Annotated in this window: 21 protein-coding genes; 17 read left to right on the top strand and 4 right to left on the bottom strand. The window is 72.4% G+C overall.

Annotated features, from left to right (window positions below):
- Positions 1–3: 3 nt before the first annotated feature.
- Positions 4–327, bottom strand: coding sequence for a DUF7533 family protein (locus BM286_RS05940; protein WP_092920668.1), 324 nt, complete (start codon positions 325–327; stop codon positions 4–6).
- 165 nt (positions 328–492) lie between these two features.
- Between BM286_RS05940 and BM286_RS05935 the strand changes: the two genes are divergently transcribed.
- Entirely contained in the window at positions 493–1,131 is a 639-nt protein-coding gene (locus BM286_RS05935) for a riboflavin synthase (RefSeq protein ID WP_092920667.1), read from the top strand.
- A gap of 452 nt (positions 1,132–1,583) precedes the next feature.
- Here BM286_RS05935 and BM286_RS05930 read toward each other — a convergent pair whose 3' ends face one another.
- Both BM286_RS05930 and BM286_RS05925 read right to left on the bottom strand, forming a co-directional pair.
- Entirely contained in the window at positions 1,584–2,291 is a 708-nt protein-coding gene (locus tag BM286_RS05930; RefSeq protein WP_092920666.1) for a phosphoglycerol geranylgeranyltransferase, read from the bottom strand.
- Between the two features lie 102 nt (positions 2,292–2,393).
- Positions 2,394–3,473, bottom strand: a complete 1,080-nt coding sequence (locus BM286_RS05925) for an FtsZ/tubulin family protein (protein ID WP_092920665.1) — start codon at positions 3,471–3,473, stop codon at positions 2,394–2,396.
- Positions 3,474–3,547: 74 nt separating this feature from the next.
- Here BM286_RS05925 and BM286_RS05920 point away from each other — a divergent pair, with 74 nt between their 5' ends.
- The 12 genes from BM286_RS05920 (at position 3,548) to BM286_RS15905 (ending at position 16,521) form a co-directional block, all read left to right on the top strand.
- Positions 3,548–4,195, top strand: coding sequence for a DUF7310 family coiled-coil domain-containing protein (locus tag BM286_RS05920; RefSeq protein WP_092920664.1), 648 nt, complete (start codon positions 3,548–3,550; stop codon positions 4,193–4,195).
- A 7-nt stretch (positions 4,196–4,202) separates the two neighbouring features.
- Positions 4,203–4,667 carry a DUF7311 family protein gene (locus BM286_RS05915; RefSeq protein WP_092920663.1) on the top strand — a complete coding sequence of 155 codons (465 nt, stop codon included), beginning with the start codon at positions 4,203–4,205 and terminating at the stop codon, positions 4,665–4,667.
- Between the two features lie 72 nt (positions 4,668–4,739).
- Positions 4,740–6,764: an ATPase, T2SS/T4P/T4SS family gene (locus BM286_RS05910; protein WP_092920662.1), complete on the top strand. Its 2,025-nt coding sequence runs from the start codon at positions 4,740–4,742 to the stop codon at positions 6,762–6,764.
- On the top strand, positions 6,761–8,575 hold the full coding sequence (locus tag BM286_RS05905; RefSeq protein WP_092920661.1) for a type II secretion system protein: 1,815 nt from the start codon (positions 6,761–6,763) through the stop codon (positions 8,573–8,575). Before BM286_RS05910 ends, BM286_RS05905 begins: the two co-directional genes overlap by 4 nt.
- 86 nt (positions 8,576–8,661) lie before the next feature.
- The gene (locus tag BM286_RS05900; protein WP_092920660.1) at positions 8,662–9,162 is read left to right on the top strand and encodes a DUF7283 family protein; all 501 of its coding nucleotides are present in this window, start codon (positions 8,662–8,664) and stop codon (positions 9,160–9,162) included.
- A gap of 8 nt (positions 9,163–9,170) precedes the next feature.
- Complete coding sequence (locus BM286_RS05895) at positions 9,171–9,635, top strand: DUF7285 family protein (RefSeq protein ID WP_092921313.1); 465 nt, start codon at positions 9,171–9,173, stop codon at positions 9,633–9,635.
- Complete coding sequence (locus BM286_RS05890) at positions 9,632–10,339, top strand: DUF7284 family protein (RefSeq protein ID WP_245779329.1); 708 nt, start codon at positions 9,632–9,634, stop codon at positions 10,337–10,339. The genes BM286_RS05895 and BM286_RS05890 overlap by 4 nt, the downstream gene beginning before the upstream one ends.
- A complete protein-coding gene (locus BM286_RS05885) occupies positions 10,333–13,572 on the top strand; it encodes a DUF7286 family protein (protein WP_092920658.1) in 3,240 nt (1,079 codons plus the stop codon). Before BM286_RS05890 ends, BM286_RS05885 begins: the two co-directional genes overlap by 7 nt.
- Before the next feature lie 90 nt (positions 13,573–13,662).
- Positions 13,663–14,115 carry a DUF5791 family protein gene (locus tag BM286_RS05880; protein ID WP_092920657.1) on the top strand — a complete coding sequence of 151 codons (453 nt, stop codon included), beginning with the start codon at positions 13,663–13,665 and terminating at the stop codon, positions 14,113–14,115.
- The gene (locus BM286_RS05875) at positions 14,112–15,014 is read left to right on the top strand and encodes an NAD-dependent epimerase/dehydratase family protein (RefSeq protein ID WP_092920656.1); all 903 of its coding nucleotides are present in this window, start codon (positions 14,112–14,114) and stop codon (positions 15,012–15,014) included. Before BM286_RS05880 ends, BM286_RS05875 begins: the two co-directional genes overlap by 4 nt.
- A 123-nt stretch (positions 15,015–15,137) precedes the next feature.
- Complete coding sequence (locus BM286_RS05870; protein WP_092920655.1) at positions 15,138–16,313, top strand: DHH family phosphoesterase; 1,176 nt, start codon at positions 15,138–15,140, stop codon at positions 16,311–16,313.
- A gap of 76 nt (positions 16,314–16,389) precedes the next feature.
- A complete protein-coding gene (locus BM286_RS15905) occupies positions 16,390–16,521 on the top strand; it encodes a hypothetical protein (RefSeq protein ID WP_281245268.1) in 132 nt (43 codons plus the stop codon).
- A 70-nt stretch (positions 16,522–16,591) separates the two neighbouring features.
- Here BM286_RS15905 and pan1 read toward each other — a convergent pair whose 3' ends face one another.
- Positions 16,592–17,809, bottom strand: coding sequence for a proteasome-activating nucleotidase Pan1 (gene pan1 / locus BM286_RS05865; RefSeq protein ID WP_092920654.1), 1,218 nt, complete (start codon positions 17,807–17,809; stop codon positions 16,592–16,594).
- A gap of 194 nt (positions 17,810–18,003) precedes the next feature.
- Here pan1 and BM286_RS05860 point away from each other — a divergent pair, with 194 nt between their 5' ends.
- The 4 genes from BM286_RS05860 to rad50 all read left to right on the top strand — a co-directional run bounded on the left by BM286_RS05860 (position 18,004) and on the right by rad50 (position 22,707).
- Positions 18,004–18,267, top strand: a complete 264-nt coding sequence (locus BM286_RS05860; protein ID WP_049931722.1) for a MarR family transcriptional regulator — start codon at positions 18,004–18,006, stop codon at positions 18,265–18,267.
- 92 nt (positions 18,268–18,359) lie between these two features.
- On the top strand, positions 18,360–18,734 hold the full coding sequence (locus BM286_RS05855) for a hypothetical protein (protein WP_092920653.1): 375 nt from the start codon (positions 18,360–18,362) through the stop codon (positions 18,732–18,734).
- A complete protein-coding gene (mre11, locus tag BM286_RS05850; protein WP_092920652.1) occupies positions 18,731–20,017 on the top strand; it encodes a DNA double-strand break repair protein Mre11 in 1,287 nt (428 codons plus the stop codon). Before BM286_RS05855 ends, mre11 begins: the two co-directional genes overlap by 4 nt.
- Complete coding sequence (gene rad50 / locus BM286_RS05845) at positions 20,014–22,707, top strand: DNA double-strand break repair ATPase Rad50 (RefSeq protein WP_092920651.1); 2,694 nt, start codon at positions 20,014–20,016, stop codon at positions 22,705–22,707. The genes mre11 and rad50 overlap by 4 nt, the downstream gene beginning before the upstream one ends.
- Positions 22,708–22,721: the final 14 nt, after the last annotated feature.

The raw sequence follows: 22,721 nt of genomic DNA, 5'->3' as shown, positions 1-22,721 counted from the left end.
GGCCTACCGCCCCGTCGCGTCGTCGCCGTCGACCGCTGCGGCGTCCGGCGACTCGGACTCGTCTGCGCCGCTTTCGCGGCCGGCGTCCGCGCTGTCGGTATCGCCGCGCAGCTGGCGGGGCAACAGTCCCGAAAAGAGCCTGCGGGCGATCCGAGCCGGGTCGAGGAAGTACTGCGGGAGGACGACCATCGCGGCGGCGACGACAAACAGGCCGACGCCGAGCGCGACCTCGCCGGCGAACAGCCGGATGACGGCGTAGTTCGCCAGCGGGAGCGCGAAGACGAGCGATCCCGCCAGCCCGATCATGTCCAGCAGTCCGAGTCGCATTGCGCCCCCGTTGATTCCCGGGAGGCAAAAGGAACGCGGCGACGGCTCGGCCCGGCTCGGCCCGGCTCCGCCGCGCGACGGCGACGGCGCCGCCCGGCGGAGCCGGCCGCCGCCGCGACCGCGCGGACCCAGAACCGATAACCGTCGCCCGCCCCCAGATCCGGTATGTTCACCGGCATCGTCGAGGGCACCGGCACGGTCCGCGAGCGGACCGAGACTGACGACGGGCTGCGGCTGCGGATCGGCGTCGACGGGTTCGACGACCTCGGTCACGGCCAGTCGATCAGCGTGAGCGGCGTCTGCCTGACCGTCGAGGAGTACGGCGTCGACGGCGGCGCGGCCGGAGCGGGCCACGGCGGTGACGCCGACGGCGGCGAGTGGTTCGATGTGTTCCTCGCGAGCGAGACGGTCGCGAAGACGTACCTCGGCGACGTGCGCGAGGGCGACGCTGTCAACGTCGAGCGCGCGATGCCCGCCGACGGGCGGTTCGACGGCCACGTCGTCCAGGGCCACGTCGACACCGTCGCGGAGGTGAGGGGGATCGAGCGCGTCGGCGAGGACTGGCGGTTCACCTTCGCGATTCCGTCGGGACAGGACCGCTACCTCGTCGACAAGGGCTCCGTGACGCTCGACGGCATCTCGCTGACGGTCGCCGAGAAGCGCGGCGACGAGTTCGACGTGGCGGTCATCCCGACGACCTACGAGCTGACGACGCTCTCGGAGAAGTCGGTCGGCGACCCGGTCCACCTAGAGGTGGACGTGATCGCGAAGTACGTCGAGAACATGCTTGAGGGGGACGCCTGAGAAGCGTTACGGGAAGACGGTGGTTCGGAACCGCCGGCCGCTCGACGGTGTGACTCCGAAGCCGAGACTGCGGTGACTGCCACCAAAGCCCCAGCCGCGAGGGCTCGGTGCGCTCGCTGTGGTCCTCGGCGCTCACTCCGTTCGCGCCTGCGGTCCTTGCGTCGCGCGCCTTCACCCTCGCGGCTGCCCCTTTGAGTCCCACCCCGCACGGCACCGCACAGCACCTCACACCTCCCCAGCCTCGTCGGTGGTCCTCCGCTTCGCTCCGGACCACCGACTCCCTCGCGCGTGCTCCTCGCGCCCGATAGGCGCTCGGAGGCACGCGCCGACCGTATCGCTGACCCGCTCAGTCCAGCAGATCGACTGTCTTCGCCCTGGAGAGCATCCGCGAGCGAAGTAAGCGATCCCCGCAGCGGACGAATCAGCGGGAGAGCCAGGAAACTGAAGGACGTTTAGGCGTCGTGCGCGTCCTTCGCGCCCTTCACCGTCTCGCGGACGGCGTCGACGCCCTCGTCGTGGAGCAGGTCGCCGACGACGATCACGTCGCTGTGGGCGGCCATCTCGTTTGCCGACTCGTAGTCGTGGATCCCGCCGCCGTAGAAGAGCGTGGCGTCGTCGAGGGCGTCGTGGGCGGCCGCGACCTTTTCTGTGTCGCCGAAAGTCCCGGAGTACTCGACGTAGACGATCTCCTGGCCGAACATGCGCTCGGCCACCTTCGCGTACGCCCCCACGTCGTCGGCCGCGAGGTCGCAGTTCGCGTCGGTCAGCTCCGCGACCGCGGCGTCCGGGTTGAGGACGATGTACGCCTCGGTGTGGGTCCGGCTCCAGTCGAGGTCGTCGATGCGGACCCACTCCTTGTGCGCGCCCGTGATCCAGAAGGGACCGCCCGCGTTGAACACGGTCGGGATCAGGTAGCCGTCGAGCGCCGGCGAGTCGATCACGACGCCCGGGTTCGACGGCTCCTGGTACAGCGGCACGTCGTACTCCGCGGCGGCGTCGACGACGCGCGTCATCTTCTCCGCGGTGACGTCGAGGGTCCCGCCGATCTCGATCGCGTCCGTCCCGGTCCGGCAGACGTCCTCGAAGGTCTCGCCCGGCTGTAGGTCCTTGTCGGGGTCGACCTTCAGCACGTGGTCCCAGTCGTCCCACGGGTTGGTCATCGGGCGAGACTCCACCGGGCGAGACCAAAAAGGTGCGGAACCTGTCCCGTCGGCCGGACGCGTCGCCCGACTCGCCGCCGGGCTTCGGGCGTCGCGGCCGCCTCACAGCAGGTCGTCGATCTCGTCGTTCTCGAACGCGGCCGCCGGGTCGGACTTCTCCTCGGGCTCGTCGCGGACCGCCTGCCTGGCGCGCTCCAAGAACGCCTCCACCCGCTGGGAACGCTCGACGCCCGCGAGGAGGACCAAGGCGGCGATCCGGTCGGAGTCGAGCGGGAAGTCGCCGCCGCGGACCTGCATCGAGCCCGTCTCCTCTTGGAGCCACTTGCGGGCCTTCTCCGCGCCCTTCCGCGAGATCCGGTCCGGGTCGCCGGCGACCGCGACGAGGGCCGCGTCGGCGTCGGTGGCGTTCGGCAGGGAGAGCCCGGTCATCACCGCGCTGCGGACCGCGCTCGTCACCGTGGTGACGTTCTCCTCCGCGTCCTCGGCCGCGGGCGCCGAGGCGAAGCCGACGGCGGCCATCCCGCCCGCGCGGAGCGTGTTGATCACCTCGCTCGTGTCGACGACGGACTCACCGACGCCCTCGACCGCCTCGCCGGCCGCCAAGATGAGCCCGATCCGCTTCGCCATCGAGGCGTTGATCGCCTCGTAGCCGCCCTCCATGGACTCCCCCGAGGAGCGCCACGCGTCGTTGTCGAGCAGGATCGTCGCGTCCGCCTCGCGGACGAGCGTCTTGAGCGACCGCCCGGCGTTCACCTGATACATCGTCCCCTCGTCGCGGCCGGGGAGGATACCGATCGCGTAGACGGGCACGTCGTACACCCGGTTCAGCTCGCGGACGAGGACCGGCGCGCCGCCGGAGCCCGTCCCGCCGCCCAGGCCCGCGACGACGAACACCGCCTCGGCCGCCGCGGTGACCTTCGGGGCGAGCGCGTCGAGCACCTCGACGGCGTCCTCGTCCATCACTTCCGCGCCGAGTTCGTTGTCGCCGCCGACGCCGTGGCCGTTGACGCGCGACTGCCCGACGAGGACCGTTTCGAGCGGGAGGGGGTCGAGGTCGGCCGCGGCGGTGTTGACGGCGAGCGCGTCGAGGACCGCGCCGTAGCCGGCGTCGGCGTCGAACTCCGCGAGGGCGGTCGTGAGCTTGCCGCCCGCCTGTCCGACGCCGAGGAGGACTGCCTTCATAGCGAGACATTCCCGTTCCCCGGTGAATACTGTTTCCCCGAGGTTTAAGAGTGGAGACGCGGCCAGCCGGTCGCATGAGCGACAACGGACAGAGCGCCGGTCCGGGAGCGGAAACGGACGCGGCGCCGCCGAGGCCGGGGACGGAGGCGACGACCGGAGCGAACGGGTCGACCGACCGGATCGAGTCCCGCCTCCGCGCCGTCGAGCGCGCGGTGACCGGGAGCGACGCGCGGCCGGCCGACGCCGTCGCGGACGCGGAGGCGACGGCCGAGCGCGATCGGCTCGAATCGCGGCTCGACGACCTCGAGGAGCGCGTCGCGGAGTTGGAGGCGGCGACCCAGGCGATCCGCGGCTACGCGGGGTCGGTCAGGGCGGTCAACCGCGAGGTCGAGCGGCGGGCCGACCTCGCGCTGGCACGGGCGACGGAAGCCGGCCGGGAGGTCGACGGAGCCCGCGAGCGGAGCGGGGAGCGCGGGGACGCCGCCGCCGACCGATCCGATCGCCGGTCTCGACGGCGCGACGCGACGCCGACCGACGACACCGGCGACGCCGTGCCCTCGGAGAGCGCCCTCGACGCCGCGCTTCCCGACGACCGTTCCGCGTCGGGACCGCGTGACGGGGGCGGCGACGGGTCCCTCGGTCGAGACGCCGACGGCGACGGAAGCGGCGACGGCGACGCGTGGGCGGCCGACGCGCTCGACCGGCTCCGGGAGTCGCTGTGACCGAGCCGTGATCCGCGTGGTGCTCACCGTCCTCGTGGCGGTCGCGCTGCTCGCGGCGTCGATGCCAGCGATCGAGACGGCTCGGACGACGACGACGACCGACCGGATCGGTGCCGAGGCGGACCGGTTGGAGCGGGCGATCGGGGGCGTCGTCTCCGGATCGACGCCCGTGGGCGACCCCGCGATGGCGGCGCAGACGACCGTCCTCGTCCGCGTTCCGACCGGATTCGCCGCGGCGGACGTCGACCGCGTCGCGCTCGTGGAATCGCCCGACCGACCGGGGAGCGCCGCGCTCGCGTACCGGGTCGGCGACCGGCCCGAGCGCGAGTTTCGGATCGGAACGGGACCCGCGCGGACGGCGGTCGAACTCGTCGGCGGACCGATCGAACTCCGCCCGGGCGGGGCGAGCCGCATTCGGGTCCAGTACGTCGACGACGGGGGACCGACGATCCGGATCAGTCGGGTCGGGTGAATCGGAGCGACCGAGGGCCGCTCCGGTTCGGCGAGCCGATCGTTTATATACGATACCGCGGGCACGCCCGCCATGAATTTGGATCTCAGCGCGGGCGTCGCCGACGGAGTCGGCGGGACGCCGCTCCGGGCGCTCCCGTGGATCGACGATGACCCCGGCGAATGTCGGTGCGATCCGACGTTCCGCGAGCCCGTGGGAACGGGCGTCGAGGACCGGGTGGTGCTCGACGTCGACGCCGACGACTGTCCCGGGCGGGGCGACCTCGCAGCGAGCCGAGACTGCCTCGCGACCGTTATCGCGGCGCTCACCGACCGCGGCGCCGACGTGATCAGGACTCGGCACCGCGGACGGGAGCGGTCCTACGCCGACGGCGCGGCCGATTTCCTGGTCGCCGCGGGCCGGTTCGCCGAGCGGGTCGAGTTCCACGAAGAGCGGCTCGCCGACCGAGTCGTCCGCGAGCCGCTCGGCGCGGCGAGGGAGGCGAGCGGACGCGCGGGCTCCGCGAAGCGGATCGCGCGTGAAACCGGGCTGCTGTCGGCCGTCGAAGAACTGAGCGGAGGCGGGATCGAGGCCGACGGCGACCGCGACCTGGAGGGGATCTTGCGGGCGCACGTCGGGCCGACGGCCGCGACCGCGCGCGTCGCTGCCGCGCCGCCTCCGGGCGCGACGCTGGTCGACCGCTGGACGGTGCCGACCGGCGCGACGGTCCGGCTCTACGCGGGCGACGACTCGCTCCGAACGTACCACCTCACGCCGCCGACGACCGACCTGAACGCCGACGCCGCGGCGACGCTCGCCGCCGCGCGGAAGCGGCTGCTCGACGATCCCGGCGGCGGCGACAGGGCGCCCGGACGGGCGGTCCGAGCGGCCGCTGACGGCGGCGATCCGGTCGCGGACCTGACCGAGATACTGCGGCGACACACCCACGGCTACGGGGTGTTCGAACACGTGTTCGCCGACGAGAGGGTGAGCGACGCGACGGTGACGGCGCCGGTCGCGGAGAACCCCCTGCGCGTGGTCCTCGACGGCGAGCGGTGCCGGACGAACGTGCGACTCCCTCCGGAGGGGGCCGCCACGCTCGCGTCGCGGCTTCGACGGTCGAGCGGCCGGGCGTTCTCGCGGGCGACGCCGACGCTCGACGCGACGATCGAGTCGGAGACCGGTCGCGTTCGGGTCGCCGCGACCACGGCGCCCGCCAGCGACGGGCTCTCGTTCACCTTCCGACGCGGCGACCCGGAGGCGTGGACGCTCGCCCGGCTGGTGTCCGCGGACACGCTCACGCCCGCGGCCGCCGGGCTGTTGTCGGTCGCGGTCGAACGGGGCGTGACGGGGCTGATAGCCGGCGGGCGAGCGGCCGGGAAGACGACGGCGCTCGGGTCGCTGTTGTGGGAACTGCCCGCCGGGACCAGAACGGTCGCCATCGAAGACACGCCGGAACTCCCGGTGGACGCCCTCGCGGACGCCGGGCGGGACACCCAGCGGCTCCGCGTCGGGGACGGGGCCGAACTCGCGCCGGCGGACGCCGTCCGGACGGCGCTCCGCATGGGCGGCGGCGCGATCACCGTCGGCGAGGTGCGCGGCGAGGAGGCACAGGCGCTGTACGAGGCGATGCGCGTCGGCGCCGCCGGCGAGACGGTGCTGGGGACGATCCACGGCGAGGACCCGGCGGCGGTCGAAGAGCGCGTCGTCACCGATCTCGGAGTCGCGCGCTCGTCGTTCGCCGCGACCGACCTGATCGCGGTTCTCGATTACCACCGCGTCGAGTCGATCGTCGAGGTAGACGACCACGACGGCGGCGTGAGCTTCGACCCGCTGTTCGAGCGGACCGATCGAGGGCTCGTGGGGACGGGGCGAATCGACCGCGGCGAGAGTCGGTTAATCGAGGGGCTCGGCGCCCCAAACGAGTCGTACGCGGCGGTTCGAGACGTCGTCGACAGCCGGAGTGACCGGATTCGCGAGGCGGTTCGAGCGGGACGGACCGCGCCGAGGCGGTACGCCGGAGGCGACGGGGTCGGCGGTGGAACCGACGAGACCGACGACCGATCAGGCGGTTCACACGGCGGGGAAACGCCGAAACGCGGGGGTGACGAGCGATGAGCGAGACGCGATCGGCAGACGCGGACGGGTCGGCTACGGCGGGCGGGTCGGCTACGGCGGACGAATCGACCGCCTCGGAGGAACTGCGGCGTGCGGTCGCGTTCCTCGGATGGGAGAGCACCGCGGAGCGCGTCGTCGCCGCCGGGTACCGGATCGGCGTCGCCGTCGGCGCCGCGGTCACCGTCGTCACGGCCCTCGTCGCCGGTGCGGTTGCGGCCGTGCCGGCGGGGTTGGCCGCGGCAGTCGGCGGCGTACACGCGATCCACCGGGCGCCGGTGTGGCTCGCGTCGCTTCGGCGGACGCGGGCGCTCGGCGCGGCGCCGGGGCTCGTCGGTCGACTCGTGTTACGGATGCGACTCGACCCCTCGACCGAGCGCGCCGTGCGGTTCGCCGCCCGGACCGGGGACGGACCGCTGGCGGCGGCGCTTTCCCGACACGAGCGCGGGAGCGCCGACGGGCCGACGAGCGGGATTCAGGCGTTCGCCCGGGAGTGGCGCCCCTGGTTCCCCGCGATCGATCGCGCCGCGGCGCTCGTCCGAACGGCGGCGACCGCGCCGCCGGAGCGTCGCGGGCGGTGTCTGGACCGCGCGCTCGACGCGACGCTCTCCGGAACGACGGACCGACTCGCGTCGTTCGTCGGGGCGGTTCGGGGACCGGTCTCCGCGCTGTACGCGTTCGGAGTGCTACTGCCGCTGGCGCTCATCGCGCTGCTCCCCGCGGGCGCCGCCGCCGGCGTCGCGATCGGTCCCGGGCTCGTCGCCGGGCTGTATCTCGTCGTGCTTCCCGGAGGGCTGGTCGCCGCCTCGGCGTGGTTGCTCTCGCGTCGACCGGTCGCGTTTCCGCCGCCGCGCATCAGCGGAGATCATCCCGACGTACCGGATCGAAGTGGCCGCGCGCTCCTCGTCGGCTGCGTCCTCGGGGCGGCGGCGGCCGTCGTGGCCGCGCGAGCCGTCGCGCCGTGGGCGTGGCCGGTCGCGGGAGTCGGCGTCGGTATCGGAACGGCGCTGTTCGTCCTCGTGAGACCCCGGCGGGCCGTGCTGTCGGACGTCCGCGAGGTCGAGCGAGGGCTCCCGGACGCGATGACCGTGATCGGCGGGGACGTGGCCGAGGGCGTCGCGGTCGAGACCGCGGTCGCGAACGCCGGCGATCGGCTCGACGGCGCGACCGGCGAGGTGTTCGAGCGCGCCGGGCGGCGCAGCGACACGCTCCGAGTGGGCGTCCGCGAGGCGTTTCTCGGACGGGGCGGGCCGGCGGCCGACGTTCCGTCGCCCAGGCTCCGCGGCGCGATCGCGCTCCTCGCCGTCGCCGCGCGGGAGGGCCGCCCGGCGGGCGACGTCCTGTTGGAGCTCGCGGATCAGCTGGAGGCCCTGCGCGACCTCGAACGCGACGCGCGACGCCAGCTCGCGACGGTAACGGGAACGCTCTCGAACACCGCGGCCGTGTTCGCGCCGCTCGTGGGCGGAGCGACCGTCGCGCTCGCGACGGGGATCGAGACGGTCGACGTCGGCGGGCTCGGGGCCGGGGCGGCCGCAGGGGCGGACGCGCTCGGCGGAGGCGCGGGGGCGAAAAGCGGGACGGCGGCGGCGGGGGGAAACGGTGCGACCGGTGCTTCGGGAGCCCTGTCGGTACCGGTGCTCGGGCGGATCGTGGGGGCGTACGTGCTGCTGCTCGCCGCGCTCCTCACCGGGTTGGCGACCGGGCTGGAACGCGGATTCGACCGGACGCTGGTGGCCTACCGGATCGGCATCGCGCTGCCGACGGCCACCGCGACGTTCCTCGTCGCGTTCGCCGGCGCCGGGCTCCTGTTGTGAGGGGCCGACGGCGGCGAGTGCGACGACGGGCGGAACCGGCTCCCCGGCGCCGATCATTTATATACGAAGCCGCGGCCAGCCGCCCCATGTTCGAGACGAACCTCGACGCGACGTACGCGTGGCTCGGCTTAGCCGTGGTGAGCGTCGCGACGGCCGGCGTGGCCGCGGCGTTTCCGGCCTCGCCGCCGCCAGACGCCGACGGCGTCGCGCACACGATCGACTCGGTCGCTGACGGGGAGTACCCCGCGACCGCCGAACACGGAATCGCGGCGGAGCGGATCCGACTCACGACCGGATCGGTCTCGCTCACGGGCGGGACGGGGACCGCACGGGCGGCGTTCGACGCACCGCGGATTACGCCGGTGATACGACCGGAGGCCCGGGGGGAATCGAACGCGACGACTGACGCGCGGCTTCGACGCGTCCTCGACGGCGTTCCCCCCGACGCAGCGTTCGACGATCCGGCGTCGTTCGCGGCGGCGGCCGAGCGCGCGCGATCGATCGAAGCTCCCTGGACGGCCGCTCCGGAGCGGATCACGGTCCGACGGGTACACTACGGAGACGTCCGCGTCACGCTCGTCGGGTGATCGCGCGGATGTCACGAGATCCCGCGAGACCGAACGCGACTGCGACGAGCGAGGGACCGATCGCGTCGCTCTCGGCGTCCGACCGCGCCGCCGTCGAACCGATCGCCGCGCTCGTCGCGGTGACGGTCGTCGGCCTCGCGCTCGGCCTGTACGCCGGCGCGCTCGACGACGCCGCACCCGACCGATCCGGACGGGCCGCGGAGGCGGCCCTCGACCGCGCCGAACGAGCGGTCACCGTCGGCGGCGTCGTCGATCCGAGGCGGCTGCGGAGAGTCGAAGCGCCGGGAACCGCGACGGCGATCGAGCTGGAGGCGAACGGCGAGCGGTGGCTGGCCGCGTCGGGTCCGGACGCCCCGGGACCGCCCGGAGCGCGGTCGCCGGACGCCGTCGCGGTCGCCGAGCGGCGGGTGACGGTTCGGGTGGCGCCCGGCCGGAACGTTCGCGGAACCCTTCGGGCGGTGGTGTGGCGGTGACCAGCACCGTCCTCGACGTGAGCGTGCTGCTGCTCTGCGTCTCCGCGAGCGTCGTCGCGCTCGGCGCGAGCGACGCCGGCGGCCCGGACGGTCCGACGGCGACGGACGCCGCGGATCGGCTCGTCACCGAGACCGCGACCGTGACGTACCGCGACGGTACCGCGCCGAACGGAACGCGACGGGTCCACGCGACCCGCGCGGAGCTGCTCGCGCTGCTCGCCGAGCGGGACGCGGACGGGGCGTTCGAACGGCGAGCCACCGAATCCATCCGTGCCGGACTCGGTCCGCGAACGCGGGTCGACGCGACGGTGGAAGTCGACGGGGAGACGGACGGCACCGGTGCCGTCGACGCCGCGGTGAACGGCGGAAATCGAGAGACTGCGGCCGCTCCGACGGCGCGGAGTCCGGACGAGCGGTCCCCGCCCAGAGGGCGCGACGGGGCCCGCCTCGGGTGGATCGAGAAGCCGGCACATCCGTTCTCGATCGCCGTCGGGAGGGAGCCGACGCGGACGGTCGGCGGGGGCGACGAGAGCGGTACCGCGACCGCGACTCGGGATCCGATCGCCGTCGGTCCCGAGCCGCCGCGGAACGCGGACGTCGCCGCCGTGGTCATCAGGCAGCCGATCCCCGGCGGGATCAGCGACGGGGACGGAGGGGATCGATCGCCGGAGGGCGTCGTCCGAATCGTCGTTCGGAGGTGGTAAGCGTGGGGAACCTGCGCCGCGATCGGTCGAACGAAGGGCGGAGCGCGCGGTCGTTCGTCGTCGACGAGCGGGCTCGAGTCCCCTTCGCGCTCGTCGGCGTACTGCTGCTCGTGACGAGTTCGGCGTACGCCGCGGGACTCGCCGGGCAGGGGCTCGTCGGGGAGGACCGGCGGGTCGAACGCGCCGTCGAGCGCGTCGACGCCGACGCGACCGCCGCGCTCCGGAGCGCGGCCAGCGAGGCCGCCTACGACGCGGCCGCGGAACCCGTGACGAACGCGCCGAACGGATCGGGACCGGTGTCGCGCGCTGTCCGCGAGGGATCCGCCTTCGAGGACGCGTTCCGGATCCGGCTCGCGATCGCCGGGGCGGAGGCGTTGGGGGCGGTCGAGAGCGACACCGGGAGCGTCAATGCGGACGCGTCGCTGCCGGCGGTCGAGTCGGCCCGCGACCTCGTCGCCGCGCGCGAGCGAGTCCGCGTCGAATCGGCCGCGAACGGGACGGCGACGCGGGTCACCTTCGAGGGCGTCGAGACGACCGCGACCCGGGGCGGCCGAACCGTCGTGAACCGGACGCGATCGCGGACCGTCACCGTCGCCGTGCCGACGCTGGCCGCCCACGAGCGGACCGAGCGGTTCGAGACGCGCCTCAACCGGGGGCCCGTCGAGGGAGCCGGCCTCGGTCGGCAGATCACCGCCAGTCTCTACGCGATGGCGTGGGCCCGCGGCTACGCCCAGTACGCCGGTGCGCCCGTCGAGAACGTCGTCGCGAACCGTCACGTGGAGCTTTCGACCAACGCCGGGATCGTGCGGGTCCAGCGGGACGTGTTCGGCGCCAGCGACCCCGACGCGCGCGGCGGCGTCGCCCGTGCGACCGCTCGGACGGGCGTGAGCGATCTGCTGTCGCCGATGGGGCCCCACAAGACCGCGTGGACCGACGCCGTCCTCGGAGCGCCGACGCCGACGAGAGGGAGCGGCGCGGAAGGGACGGGGGCGGGCGAAGGCGCGTCGTCGACCGGAGACGCGACGGCGAGCGAAGACGCGGCGTTCAGTCCCTCCGCGGATCCGACGGGCGAGACGGCGTCGGTCGAGGTCGGCCACGCGGCCGACCGCGCGGCGACCCGAGTTCACGACGACCTCGAGGAGATCGTTCGGGGGAGCCACCGCGTCGAGGCGACCGTGGAAGCGGAGACGACGCGGATCGCCGACGGCGGCCCGGTGACGCCGGATCGCCCGCGGTCGTCGCGTACCGAACCGTGGCGTCGAGTGGACACGTCGCGGCGGGAGGAAATCCGGGTCGTCGACGGAACCGACCTCCGGACGGGAACCGACGGCGAGACGGTTTCGCCCGGCGAGACGGTGTCGTTCGGCGGCGCGCTCCGGGAGGTCGTCGTGGAGCGCGCTGCGACCGCGACGTGGGAACGGCGGGTCGTCGAGCGGGGGCCGAACGGGACGGTCCGAAACGTCAGCGTCGACCGCACCGTGACGCGCGACGAGGCGTCGGATCGATACCGCGTCCGGGTTTCGGTGACTGGAACGTACGCGCCGCGCGACGGCGCGCCCGACAGACCGACGGCGACGTTCGGTGCCGGTGGTAACGACGTCGACGGACCGGATCTCGCCGACACGCCGGCGGCCGCGAGGGCGGAACTGAACCTCGAGACGGACGCCGACGTCGATCAGTTGGCGCGGGTCGCCGTCGACGGCGGCGGCGAGACGCGGTCGACGGTCGTATACGGCGCCCGATCGGAGGCGGATCTGGACCGGGTCGCGAGCGACGTCTCGGCGCTGTCGGACCGCGTCCGCAGCCTCGAGACGGAGGCGTCGATGGCCGACGCGGCGGCCGGCGAGTCGACCCCGTACAGGGACCTCGCCGCGACCGTCCGCAACCGCCGCGACGCCCTCCGGGACGCGCCCGGGCGGTACGACGGCGCGGTCGACCGCGGACGGGTCGCCGCCCGCGTCGCGTACCTCGACGCCGTTATCGAGGAACTGGAATCGGCCGCAGAAAGGCGGAAAGCGGCGACGAACGGCGTCCTCGATCGGGTGAAGGAGGCCTTCGGCGGGCCGCCCGTCGGCGAAGTGATCGCCAGCCGCGAGGCCGCCCGCGACCCGGGGACCTACGCCGTCGGTGACGGGGGCCCGGGCGGCGCCGTCACGTTCGCCCCGGAAGGATCGCCGGGATACCTGCCGCGGACCGCGGTCGACGGCGAGCGCATCGAGGGCGTCGACGGCACGACGACGCGACCGCTCGCGACCAGGAACGTGAACTACGCCACGCTCCCGTACAGCGACGTCGCCGGCGGGATCGCGGACCGGATCCTCGGCACCGACGACACCGTGCGGATCGGGGTCGCCGGGCGGTCGCTCCTCGCGGCGGAGGAGGCGCTCGCGGCGACAGGCGACGAGGATCTGCGCGCCGACCGGCGCGCGCTCGCCGGACGGGTCGACGCCTCGCTGCGACGCATCGACGAAGCGCTGGCGGAACGGCTCGCGGACCGGACCGATCTCTCTCGCGAGCAGCGGCGGGCGGTGTTGGAGAACGTCGGGGCCGAATACGACTCGCTCGGAGACAGAGCCGTCGCGGTCGGCGAGGGGGAATACCCGGACCGAGTCGCCCGCGAGGCGGCGCGAATCGGGACGCTGTCGAGGGCCGAGCGGATCGGGCTCGCGGCGCATCTCCGCGTCGAGACGCGGACGGCGGCCGGGAGAGACGCGGTCCGCGTTCCGGCCCGCTTCGTCGACGCGACGACGGCCGCGTCCCGCGCGATCCGACGGCACGAGCTCAAGTCTGCGATCGAGAGGCGGGGCAAGAAAGCGGTCGCGTCGATTCCGGACAAACGGGTTCCGAAGCCCGTTCGGAGCGTCGGCGCCGGCCTTCCGGTCGCTCCCGTTCCCGGGTACTGGGTGGCGACCGTCAACGCGTGGAACGTCCGGGTGCGCGGGGAGTACCCGCGGTTTACGCTCCGTGCGGACGTCGGGACGCCCGGGCGCCCGTTCGAGTACGTCCGAACCGCCGGCGAAGTCCGCATCGACGTGAGCGGCGAGTCGATCGCGCTGGGTGCCACGGAACCGATCTCGTTCGAGACGAGAACGGTGATCGTCGTCGCCGTCCCGGCGGGGCCGCCGGGGGTCGGCGACGTCGACGGGACGCGCGAGGAGACCTCAGCCGGCTGGCCGTGTCCGGGACCGCTGACCGCGTCGCCGGAGGCGGCGGACGAGTGTACGGAGGGGTGAGAGCCGGAGAAACCGGGGAGTGGAGAGACGCGAACCGGAGTGGACGCGTCCGACCGCAGGCGTTTTGAGACGCGGCGACGGAGTGAGCGTATGTTCCACGAGGTCGTCGACGACGGCGGACACGGACCCGACGTCGACGCCGACGAGACGACGGCGGCGGACCTGCTCGACGCCTTCGGGGCGGTGATGACGGAGGCGGCGTCGGAGATCGACACCGACCGGCTCGCCGGCGAGGTCGGGCTGACCGAGGCGGACGCGACCGCCGTCCGCGACGGCGACATCGGAGACGTCACGCTCACCGACGCCGCGGCCGTCCTCGCGGCGGCGGATCCGGACCGCGACGCGGACGCGATAGTGGCTGAGGTCCGCGACCACCTGCTGATGGGGATGGCGACCGCGGTGCTCGACGTGGACGCGATCGCCGCGAAGATCGACGCGGATCTCACCGGCCAGGAGGTCCAGCAGGCGCTGGAGGGGCGAACCGCGATGACGCTCGGGCAGCTCGCGGAGATACTCGCAGTCGTCGAGCGCCGGAAGCGATGAGGGTCGTCGTCGTCGGCTGCGGCTACGTCGGCATAGCGCTGGCGGAACAGCTCGACGCCCGCGGCCACGCGGTGACCGGCGTCCGTCGGTCCGACTCGGGGCTCGACGCGGTCGCGGCCGTCGGGCCCGAGGTGGAGGCCGTCCGCGCGGACGCGACTGACCCGGCGTCGCTGGATGCCCTACCGGACGCGGACGCCGTCGTCTTCGCGGCCAGTTCGGGCGGTCGCGGCGCCGACGCGGCGCGGGAGGTGTACGTCGACGGACTGGCGAACGTCGTCGACGAGTACGGCTCGCGGTCGTCCCGGCCGGACCGGTTGGTGTACACCTCCTCGACCGGCGTGTACGGCGACCACGACGGAGGGTGGGTCGACGAGGAGACGCCGGTCGAGCCGACCACGGAGAAGACTCGCGTCCTCGCCGAGGCCGAACGGATCGCGACGGAACGCGCGACCGACGCGGGGATCGACGGGACGGTCGTCCGGTTCACGGGGCTGTACGGCCCCGATAGGTATCGGCTGGACCGGTACGTGGAGGGACCGGTGACGGCCGGCTACCTGAACATGGTCCACCGCGACGACGCCGCGGGATCGATCCGACACCTGTTGGAGGCGGACCGCGCTCGCGACCGCGTCGTCCTCGTCGTCGACGACGAACCGGTCGAGAAACACGCGTTCGCGGACTGGCTCGCGGACGCCTGCGGCGTCCCGCGTCCGGAGAAGCTGTCGAAGGACGAACGGATCGCGGCGGGGGATCTCTCGGCGGCCGCGGAGCGTCGAATCCGGACGAGTAAGCGGTGTTCGAACGAACTGCTCCGCGAACTCGGCTACGAGTTCGTCCACCCGACGTTCCGCTCGGGATACCGCGACGCCGTGCGCGCGTACCGGGCGCGGACCGCGTAGCGCGTCTCGGCCGGACGGCAGGCGATCCGGTTCGCAGTCGCCTGATAACGGGCGTTTTCGTCGGTCTCAGTCCATCGGAACGGTAACGAACCTTCATGTGTCGGGAGCGACTGGCCACAACGCATGCGAGCGATGAGCGCGGCCGGCGACCGATTCTCGCAGGCGGAAGCCATGGTTCGGCAGAACCCGGAAGTCGCCGTCGGCGTGGCGCTCGTCGTCCTGATCACCGTCGCGGTCGTCGTCGTGGTCCTCCGCGCTCGGCGGACGCCGGGAGTCAAATTCCGCCGACTACTGGCCGACGAAGAGGAGATAACGGTGCTGATGCACCCGAACCCGGACCCCGACGCGATGTCGGCCGCGGTCGGCGTGGCCTCCCTCGCAGACCAGGTCGACGTCGATGCGACCGTCCAGTACCCCGGACAGATCCGCCATCAGGAGAACCGCGCGTTCCGGACCGTTCTCGACCTCGAACTGGAGCCGATAAAACACGTGAGCGACCTCGCGGCCGAATCGGTCGTCTTGGTCGATCACAACGAGCCGCGGGGGTTCGCCGGCGCCGACGGCGTGTTGCCGATGGCCGTCGTCGACCACCACCCGGGCGACGGCGCCGGGGAGGCGTTCACCGACGTGCGGACCGACTACGGGGCGAGCGCCTCGGTCGTCGCGGAGTACTTCCGGGACAACGACGCGGTCCCCGTCCCGCCGGACAAACACGCGAGCGAAACGGGGAGCAGTCTGACGCTGTCGACCGACACCGCGACGGGCCTGTTGTACGGGATCTTGGCCGACACGAAACACCTCACCGTCGGCGCCAGCGAACCCGACTTCGCGGCGGCCGCCTACCTCTACCCCGGCGTCGACCAGGACCGCCTCGACCGCATCGCGAACCCCGCGGTCGACGCGGAGGTGTTGGAGGTGAAAGCGCGGGCCATCGCGGGACGGCGCATCGAGGGGTCGTTCGGAGTCGCAGACGTCGGCGGCGTGAACAACGTCGACGCGATCCCGCAGGCCGCCGACGAACTGATCCAACTGGAGGGAGTCAGCGCGGTCGTGGTGATCGGCGAGCGCGAGGGGACCGTCCACCTCTCGGGGCGGTCGCGCGACGACCGGGTCCACATGGGTAACGCGATAGCGGCGGTGTTAGACGACATTGACAACGCCAACGGCGGTGGCCACTCGCGGATGGGCGGCGGAACGATCGAGCCGGAGATCGACCCCACCGGGGAGACGGAGTCGGAGACCGTTGACCGCGACGCGCTCGCCGACGGCCTGTTCCGGGCGATGGCCGGCGACGTCTGACCGAGCCGCCGGAGTCACGCGACTCCCGCGACAGCCGAGCGTGCGGATTTAAGTCTCGGGCCGCGATGCGTTCGGCATGAACGTCGCTGACGCGGTCAACGACGGATGGCGGGCGCTCGTCGGCGTGGGAGTCGGCTACGCGCTCGCGGTGGGGCTGGTGTTTCTGCTGTTTTTCGTCGTGCCGTATCTGGCGGTCGCGGCGCTGTGAGGGAAAGCGTCGCGGTCCCGGAACGGGTGAACGAGAGGGAGCGACCGAATCGGACAGCCGCGCGGCGGGATCAGGCGAACGCCAGCGAGTCGTCGGCGCTCGTCTCGTCGTCCTGACTGAGCTTCTCGTGGGCCTCGAGGAAGTCGTCGAGCGTGACCTCCGTGCGGTCGTCGCGGATGGCGAACATTCCGGCCTCGGTACAGATCGCCTTGATGTCGGCTCCGGAGGCCTCGGGGGTCATCTCGGCCAGTTCCGCGAAGTCGACGCCGTCGGCGAGATTCATGTTGCGGGTGTGGATCTGGAAGATGATCTCGCGGCCCTCGGTCTCCGGTTTCGGCACTTCGATGAGGCGGTCGAAGCGACCGGGACGGAGGATGGCGGGGTCGAGCATGTCGAAGCGGTTGGTCGCGGCGATGATGCGCACGTCGCCGCGCTCGTCGAAGCCGTCCATCTCGGAGAGCAGCTGCATCATCGTCCGCTGGACCTCGGCGTCGCCCGAGGTCTTCGAGTCCGTGCGCTTCGAGGCGATGGCGTCGATCTCGTCGATGAAGAGGACGGCGGGCTGGTTCTCGCGGGCGACCTCGAACAGGTCCCGGACCAGCTTCGCGCCCTCGCCGATGAACTTGTGCACCAGCTCGGAGCCGGCCATCTTGATGAACGTCGCGTCCGTCTCGTTCGCGACGGCCTTCGCGAGCATCGTCTTCCCGGTACCCGGCGGGCCGTACAGCAGGACGCCGCTCGGGGGCGTGATCCCCACGTCCTCGAACATGTCGGGGTGTTCGAGGGGCATCTCGACGGTCTCGCGGACCTCCTGCATCTGGTCTTCGAGCCCGCCGATGTCGGCGTAGGTGACGTCCGGGGAGTGTTCGACCTGCATGACGCGGGCGCGAACGTCCGTCTCTTTTTCGAGCTTTTTGACCACCGACAGCGAGTTGTTGACCGCGACGCGGTCGTCGGGGTCGAGCTTCTCCCGCATCTCGTCGGTGATCTCGGTGAGCGCCTCCTGGTTGTTCCCGTGCTGTTTGATCACGGCGCCGTCGGGCGTGATCTCCTGTACCGTCGCCACGAACAGCGGGGACTGCTTCAGCTTCTTGTTCTCGTGGGTGAGCCGCTCTAACTTCTGTTGGTACTTGTTGTTCTCGGCGTTGGCGTCGAGGAGTTTGTCGCGCATCTCCTCGTTTTGGGACTCCAACACGTCGAGTCGCTCCTGTAAGGAGTCGATCTTCTCTTGTTTCGACGCCGCGCCCTCGTCGTAGGGCATATCGACGTCGTCGACCGTATCGCTCATTGTGTTTATTAAAGCGTCTCGCGGATAAGAGGCTTCGGGTGGGGGCACGACACCGCCCGTTTCGTCGGCGTCGACGGCGGAGGGCGGCGGACCGCACCGCAGTCGATCCGCGGTGTCGCCGCCGTGAGATACGTAGTAGTAATTAGAATGGATAGTAAATATTATCATACAGCATCCCGACGATCGGGACACGCATGAGCACGACCGATGCCGTCACCGCCGACGACGGGACCGCGGACCGCTGGGCGGCCGTTCGCGACCTCCCCCCGAGCGCGAAGCTGGTCGCGAAGGTACTGGACTACAACGACACGCTCACGCAGAGCGAACTGGCCGAGGAGACGCTGCTCCCGCCGCGGACCGTCCGCTACGCGCTGTCGCGTCTCGAGGAGGAGGACGTCGTCGACTCTCGGTTCTCCTTCACAGACGCGCGGAAGCGGCTGTACTCGCTCGGTATCTGAGCGCGGCTCGTCCGATCGTCTCGGGCGGCCGACCGTCCCCGCGGGGAGGACCGCCCGCGACGGTTTATCACCGATGCCGCGCCAGTCAGCCCGTGGTCTCGACTACCGCCGTCAAGCGCGCGCTGGCCGCGCTCGCGACTCGCACCGACACCGCGAGGCGCCCGTACGTCGCCGTGATCGACGAGGCGGACGCCGCGCGAACCGACCTGCGTCGGGCGGCCGGATTCGTCGACGCCGTCGGCCTCGACCGGCTGGCGGACGCGGTCGACGCGGCGGACCGCGCGGACGACGAGGCCGCCGCCGAGCGCGGGCGCGACGCGCTCGCCGCGTATCGGGAGTTTCGCCGCGCCGCGGCGGGTGGCGGAGAGGAACGCGGCGACCGCGTCGACCGCGACGACGACCGCGACCACTTCCGCTCCGGCCCCGGAATCCCTAAGCCGGACACCGGCCAAGACCCGACCAGATGACACGGGTGATCCACACCGGCGACACCCACATCGGGTACTCGCAGTACCACTCGCCGGTCAGGCGCCAGGACTTCCTCGACGCGTTCGAGGCCGTGGTCGACGACGCGGTCGACGACGGCGTCGACGCCGTCGTCCACGCGGGCGACCTCTTCCACGACCGCCGGCCCGAACTGCGGGACCTGATGGGGACCATCTCCGTCCTCCGCCGGCTCGACGACGCCGGAATCCCCTTCCTCGCGGTCGTCGGCAACCACGAGTCGACCCGAGGCGGACAGTGGCTCGATCTCTTCGAGCGACTCGGGCTCGCGACCCGGCTCGGCGACGAGCCGGTCGTCGTGGGCGAGGCCGCCTTCTACGGGCTCGACCACGTCCCCGTCTCGCGGCGCGACGACCTCGACTACGCGTTCGCCGACCACGACGCAGAGTACGCGGCGCTCGTCGCGCACGGGCTCTTCGAGCCGTTCGGCTACGCCGACTGGGACACCGAGACCGTCCTGACCGAGAGCGACGTCAACTTCGACGCCATGCTCCTCGGCGACAACCACACGCCCGACACCGCCGAGGTCGCCGACACGTGGGTCACGTACCCGGGCTCGACCGAGCGCGCGAGCGCGAGCGAGCGCGAGGGCCGCGGCTACAACCTCGTCGTCTTCGACGCCGACGCGGCCGGGGGCGACGACCGCGTCGAGATCCGGCGCCGCGCGCTCGACACGCGCCCGTTCGTCTTCGTCTCGGTCGAACTGCGCGAGGGGGAAGGCGAGTCCCGAGTCCGCGAGCGCGTTCGCGAGTACGACCTCGCGGAGGCGGTCGTCCACGTCGAAATCACCGGCGAGGGCGACCCGGTGACGCCGGCGGCCGTCGAGGAGTTCGCCACCGACGAGGGCGCGCTCATCGCGCGCGTCACGGACCGGCGCGAGACCGACGCCGACGGCGAGGTGGACGTGAGCTTCGCCGACCCGGAGGACGCGGTCCGCGACCGGCTCGACGAGATGGCGCTCTCGACGGCCGCGCGCGACGTGGAGCGCGCGGTCCGCGAGGACACGGTCCCCGACGCCAACGTCCGCGAGACGGTGAAACGCAGGGTCGAGGAGCGGCTCGACGAGGAGGCGGACCTCGACGCGTTCGAGCCGGTCGATTCGGGTCCCGGCGACTCCGAGGAGAACGACGGCGGCGACGACCAGTCGAACGCCGACGAGTCGGACGCTGAGTCCGACCCCGCGGAGGCGACGGACTCCGATCCGGCGTCGACCGACGGCCAGGTCTCCATGGAGGACTACCTGTGAAGTTCGACCGCGTCCGCCTCGCGAACTTCAAGCCGTACGGCGACGCCGACCTCCGGCTCACGGAGGGGGTCACGGTGATCCACGGGCTCAACGGCAGCGGGAAGTCGTCGCTCTTAGAAGCGTGCTTCTTCGCGCTGTACGGGTCGAAGGCGCTCGACGGCACCCTCGAAGACGTCATCACGAACGGCGAGGAGGAGACGGAGGTCGAGCTGTGGTTCACCCACGACGGCGTCTCCTACCGGGTCGAGCGGCGACTCAAGTCGTACGACGGCCGGATCGACCACCGGTGTACGCTCGAAGCGACCGACGGGAGCGACGTGACACGCGACGGGGCCCGAGCGGTCCGCGAGTTCGTCACCGAGCTGCTGCGGATGGACGCCGAGGCGTTCGTCAACTGCGCGTACGTCCGGCAGGGCGAGGTGAACAAGCTGATCAACGCCACCCCGCGGGAGCGACAGGACACGATCGACGACCTGCTCCAGTTGGGAAAACTGGAGGAGTACCGCGAGCGCGCCGGCGACGCCCGGCTCGGCGTCGAGGACGTGCTGGAGAACCGGCGCGGCCGGCTCGACCAGCTCGACGAGCAGATCGCCGCGAAGGAGGACCGGGACCTCCACGGGCGGCTCAACGAACTGGAGAGCGAGCTCGGTGAGGTCACCGACGAGATCGGCCGGTACGAGACCCAGCGCGAGCAGGCGAAGGAGACGCGCGACGCGGCCGCCGAGACGCTCGAGACCCACGCCGAGAAGCGCGAGAAACTGGAGTCGGTCGAGAGCGAGGTCGAGGAGATCGAGGCCGCGATCCGGGAGGCCGAGCGGGAGCGCGACGACCACCGCGACGCGATCCGCGAGGCCCGCGAGCGGATCGAGGAGATCGAGGCCGCGATCGACGACCGGCTCGACGACGCCGGCCTCGACGCGGCGAGCGAGGCGGCGATCGCCGAGCGCCGCGCGGAGCTCGACGACCGGGAGGCGGCGGTCCGCGACGAGCTCGACGACGAGCGGGTGACGGCCGAGGGGCTCCGAAATCAGGCGACGAACCTCGCCGGGAAGGCGGACGACCGCGCCGAGCGCGCCGCCGAGGTCGAGGCCGAGGCCGACGACCTCGCCGACGAGGCCGAGGCGGCGGCCGAGGCGGCCGACGAGCGCGAGTCCTCGATCGAGGAGCTCCGCGAGGAAGCCGAAGAGATCCGCGAGCGGTTCGCGGCGGCCGACGCCGACGTCGACCGCGACGGGGTCGCCGACGAGTTAGATCGGCTCCGGGAGCGGCGCGGCGAGGTGCGCGAGCGGATCGCGGAGCTGTCGGCCGAGCTGAAGAACGCCCGCGGGCGCGTCGAGGAGGCCGAGGAGCTGCTCGCGGCCGGGAAGTGTCCCGAGTGCGGCCAGCCGGTCGAGGACTCGCCGCACGCCAGCGGGATCGAGGCGGACCGCGAGCGCGTCGAAGCGCTCGAAGCGGAGCTGGAGGACGCCCGCGAGCGCGAGGGCGACCTCGACGACCGGATCGCGGAGCTGGACGGGCTCGCGAGCGCCGCGGACCGGCTCGACGAGATCGACGACCGGGTCGAGACCCTCGAGGAGCGGGTCGAGGAGAAGCGCGACGAGGCGGAACGGAAACGAGAGGCGGCCGAGGCAAAGCGCGAGCGCGCCGCCGAGCTCCGCGAAGAGGCGGAAGAGACCCGCGAGGTCGCGGAGCAGAAGCGCGAGGAGGCAGCGGCGGCCGCGGCCCGCGTCGAGGAGCTCGAGGCGTCGCTGTCGGAGATCGGCGACGCCCGCGAGGCGGTGACGGCGGTCGAGGAGCGCCTGTCGGCGGTCGCGGACGCGGAAGACGAGATCGAGCGCCGCCGCGAGAAGCGGGAGAACCTCGAGGAGGTGAACGACGAGCGGCGCGACCGGCTCGCCGACAAGCGCGAGCGCCGCGACGAGCTGGCCGACGCCGTCGACGAGGCGGCCGTCGAGACGGCGAGGGAGCGGAAGGAAGAGGCCGAGCAGTACCTCGAGCAGGTCGCCGAGGAGCTCGACCGCCTCGACGAGCGGCGGGAGGAGATCCAGAACGCGATCGGCGGGGTGAAAGGCGACATCCGGGAGTTAGAGGAGCTCCGCGAGGAACGTGAGGCGCTCGGCGACCGGGTGGCAGCGCTGGAGGGGCTCCACGAGGAGACGAGCGAGCTGGAGTCGATGTACGGCGACCTGCGCGCGGAGCTTCGCCAGCGCAACGTGGCCGAGTTGGAGCGCACGCTCAACGAGACGTTCGAGCTCGTCTACGGCAACGACGCCTACTCGCACATCGAGCTCGACGGCGAGTACGTCCTCACCGTCTACCAGAAGGACGGCGAGCCGCTCGACCCCGAGCAGCTCTCCGGCGGCGAGCGCGCCCTGTTCAACCTCTCGCTGCGCTGTGCGATCTACCGGCTGCTCTCCGAGGGGATCGAAGGCGCGGCGCCGACCCCGCCGCTCATCCTCGACGAGCCGACCGTCTTCCTCGATTCCGGGCACGTCTCGCGGCTCGTCCGGCTCGTCGAGGAGATGCGCGGGTTCGGCGTGGCTCAGATCGTCATCGTGAGCCACGACGACGAGCTGGTCGGCGCGGCCGACGAGCTGGTCACCGTCGAGAAGGACCCGCGCTCGAACCGCTCGACCGTCCGCCGGGAGGACGCGGCGGAGCTCGACATCGCGTCGCTCGCAGACGACTGACTGCGGTATCGCCT

Origin of the sequence: Halorubrum sodomense, assembly GCF_900111935.1 — an archaeon.
Classification (GTDB): domain Archaea; phylum Halobacteriota; class Halobacteria; order Halobacteriales; family Haloferacaceae; genus Halorubrum; species Halorubrum sodomense.
The sequence above is the reverse complement of the archived record's forward strand: the minus strand, read 5'-3'. Positions and strand labels throughout refer to the sequence as shown.

What these genes read in the sequence shown, in the direction of transcription:
- BM286_RS05935 (WP_092920667.1), top strand. Translation starts at nt 493, where the DNA reads ATGTTCACCGGCATCGTCGAGGGCACCGGCACGGTCCGCGAGCGGACC.
- BM286_RS05930 (WP_092920666.1), bottom strand. Translation starts at nt 2,291, where the DNA reads ATGACCAACCCGTGGGACGACTGGGACCACGTGCTGAAGGTCGACCCC.
- BM286_RS05870 (WP_092920655.1), top strand. Translation starts at nt 15,138, where the DNA reads ATGCGAGCGATGAGCGCGGCCGGCGACCGATTCTCGCAGGCGGAAGCC.
- BM286_RS05910 (WP_092920662.1), top strand. Translation starts at nt 4,740, where the DNA reads ATGAATTTGGATCTCAGCGCGGGCGTCGCCGACGGAGTCGGCGGGACG.
- BM286_RS05920 (WP_092920664.1), top strand. Translation starts at nt 3,548, where the DNA reads ATGAGCGACAACGGACAGAGCGCCGGTCCGGGAGCGGAAACGGACGCG.
- pan1 (WP_092920654.1), bottom strand. Translation starts at nt 17,809, where the DNA reads ATGAGCGATACGGTCGACGACGTCGATATGCCCTACGACGAGGGCGCG.
- BM286_RS05925 (WP_092920665.1), bottom strand. Translation starts at nt 3,473, where the DNA reads ATGAAGGCAGTCCTCCTCGGCGTCGGACAGGCGGGCGGCAAGCTCACG.
- BM286_RS05860 (WP_049931722.1), top strand. Translation starts at nt 18,004, where the DNA reads ATGAGCACGACCGATGCCGTCACCGCCGACGACGGGACCGCGGACCGC.
- BM286_RS15905 (WP_281245268.1), top strand. Translation starts at nt 16,390, where the DNA reads ATGAACGTCGCTGACGCGGTCAACGACGGATGGCGGGCGCTCGTCGGC.
- mre11 (WP_092920652.1), top strand. Translation starts at nt 18,731, where the DNA reads ATGACACGGGTGATCCACACCGGCGACACCCACATCGGGTACTCGCAG.
- BM286_RS05900 (WP_092920660.1), top strand. Translation starts at nt 8,662, where the DNA reads ATGTTCGAGACGAACCTCGACGCGACGTACGCGTGGCTCGGCTTAGCC.
- BM286_RS05875 (WP_092920656.1), top strand. Translation starts at nt 14,112, where the DNA reads ATGAGGGTCGTCGTCGTCGGCTGCGGCTACGTCGGCATAGCGCTGGCG.
- BM286_RS05940 (WP_092920668.1), bottom strand. Translation starts at nt 327, where the DNA reads ATGCGACTCGGACTGCTGGACATGATCGGGCTGGCGGGATCGCTCGTC.
- BM286_RS05880 (WP_092920657.1), top strand. Translation starts at nt 13,663, where the DNA reads ATGTTCCACGAGGTCGTCGACGACGGCGGACACGGACCCGACGTCGAC.
- BM286_RS05895 (WP_092921313.1), top strand. Translation starts at nt 9,171, where the DNA reads ATGTCACGAGATCCCGCGAGACCGAACGCGACTGCGACGAGCGAGGGA.
- BM286_RS05905 (WP_092920661.1), top strand. Translation starts at nt 6,761, where the DNA reads ATGAGCGAGACGCGATCGGCAGACGCGGACGGGTCGGCTACGGCGGGC.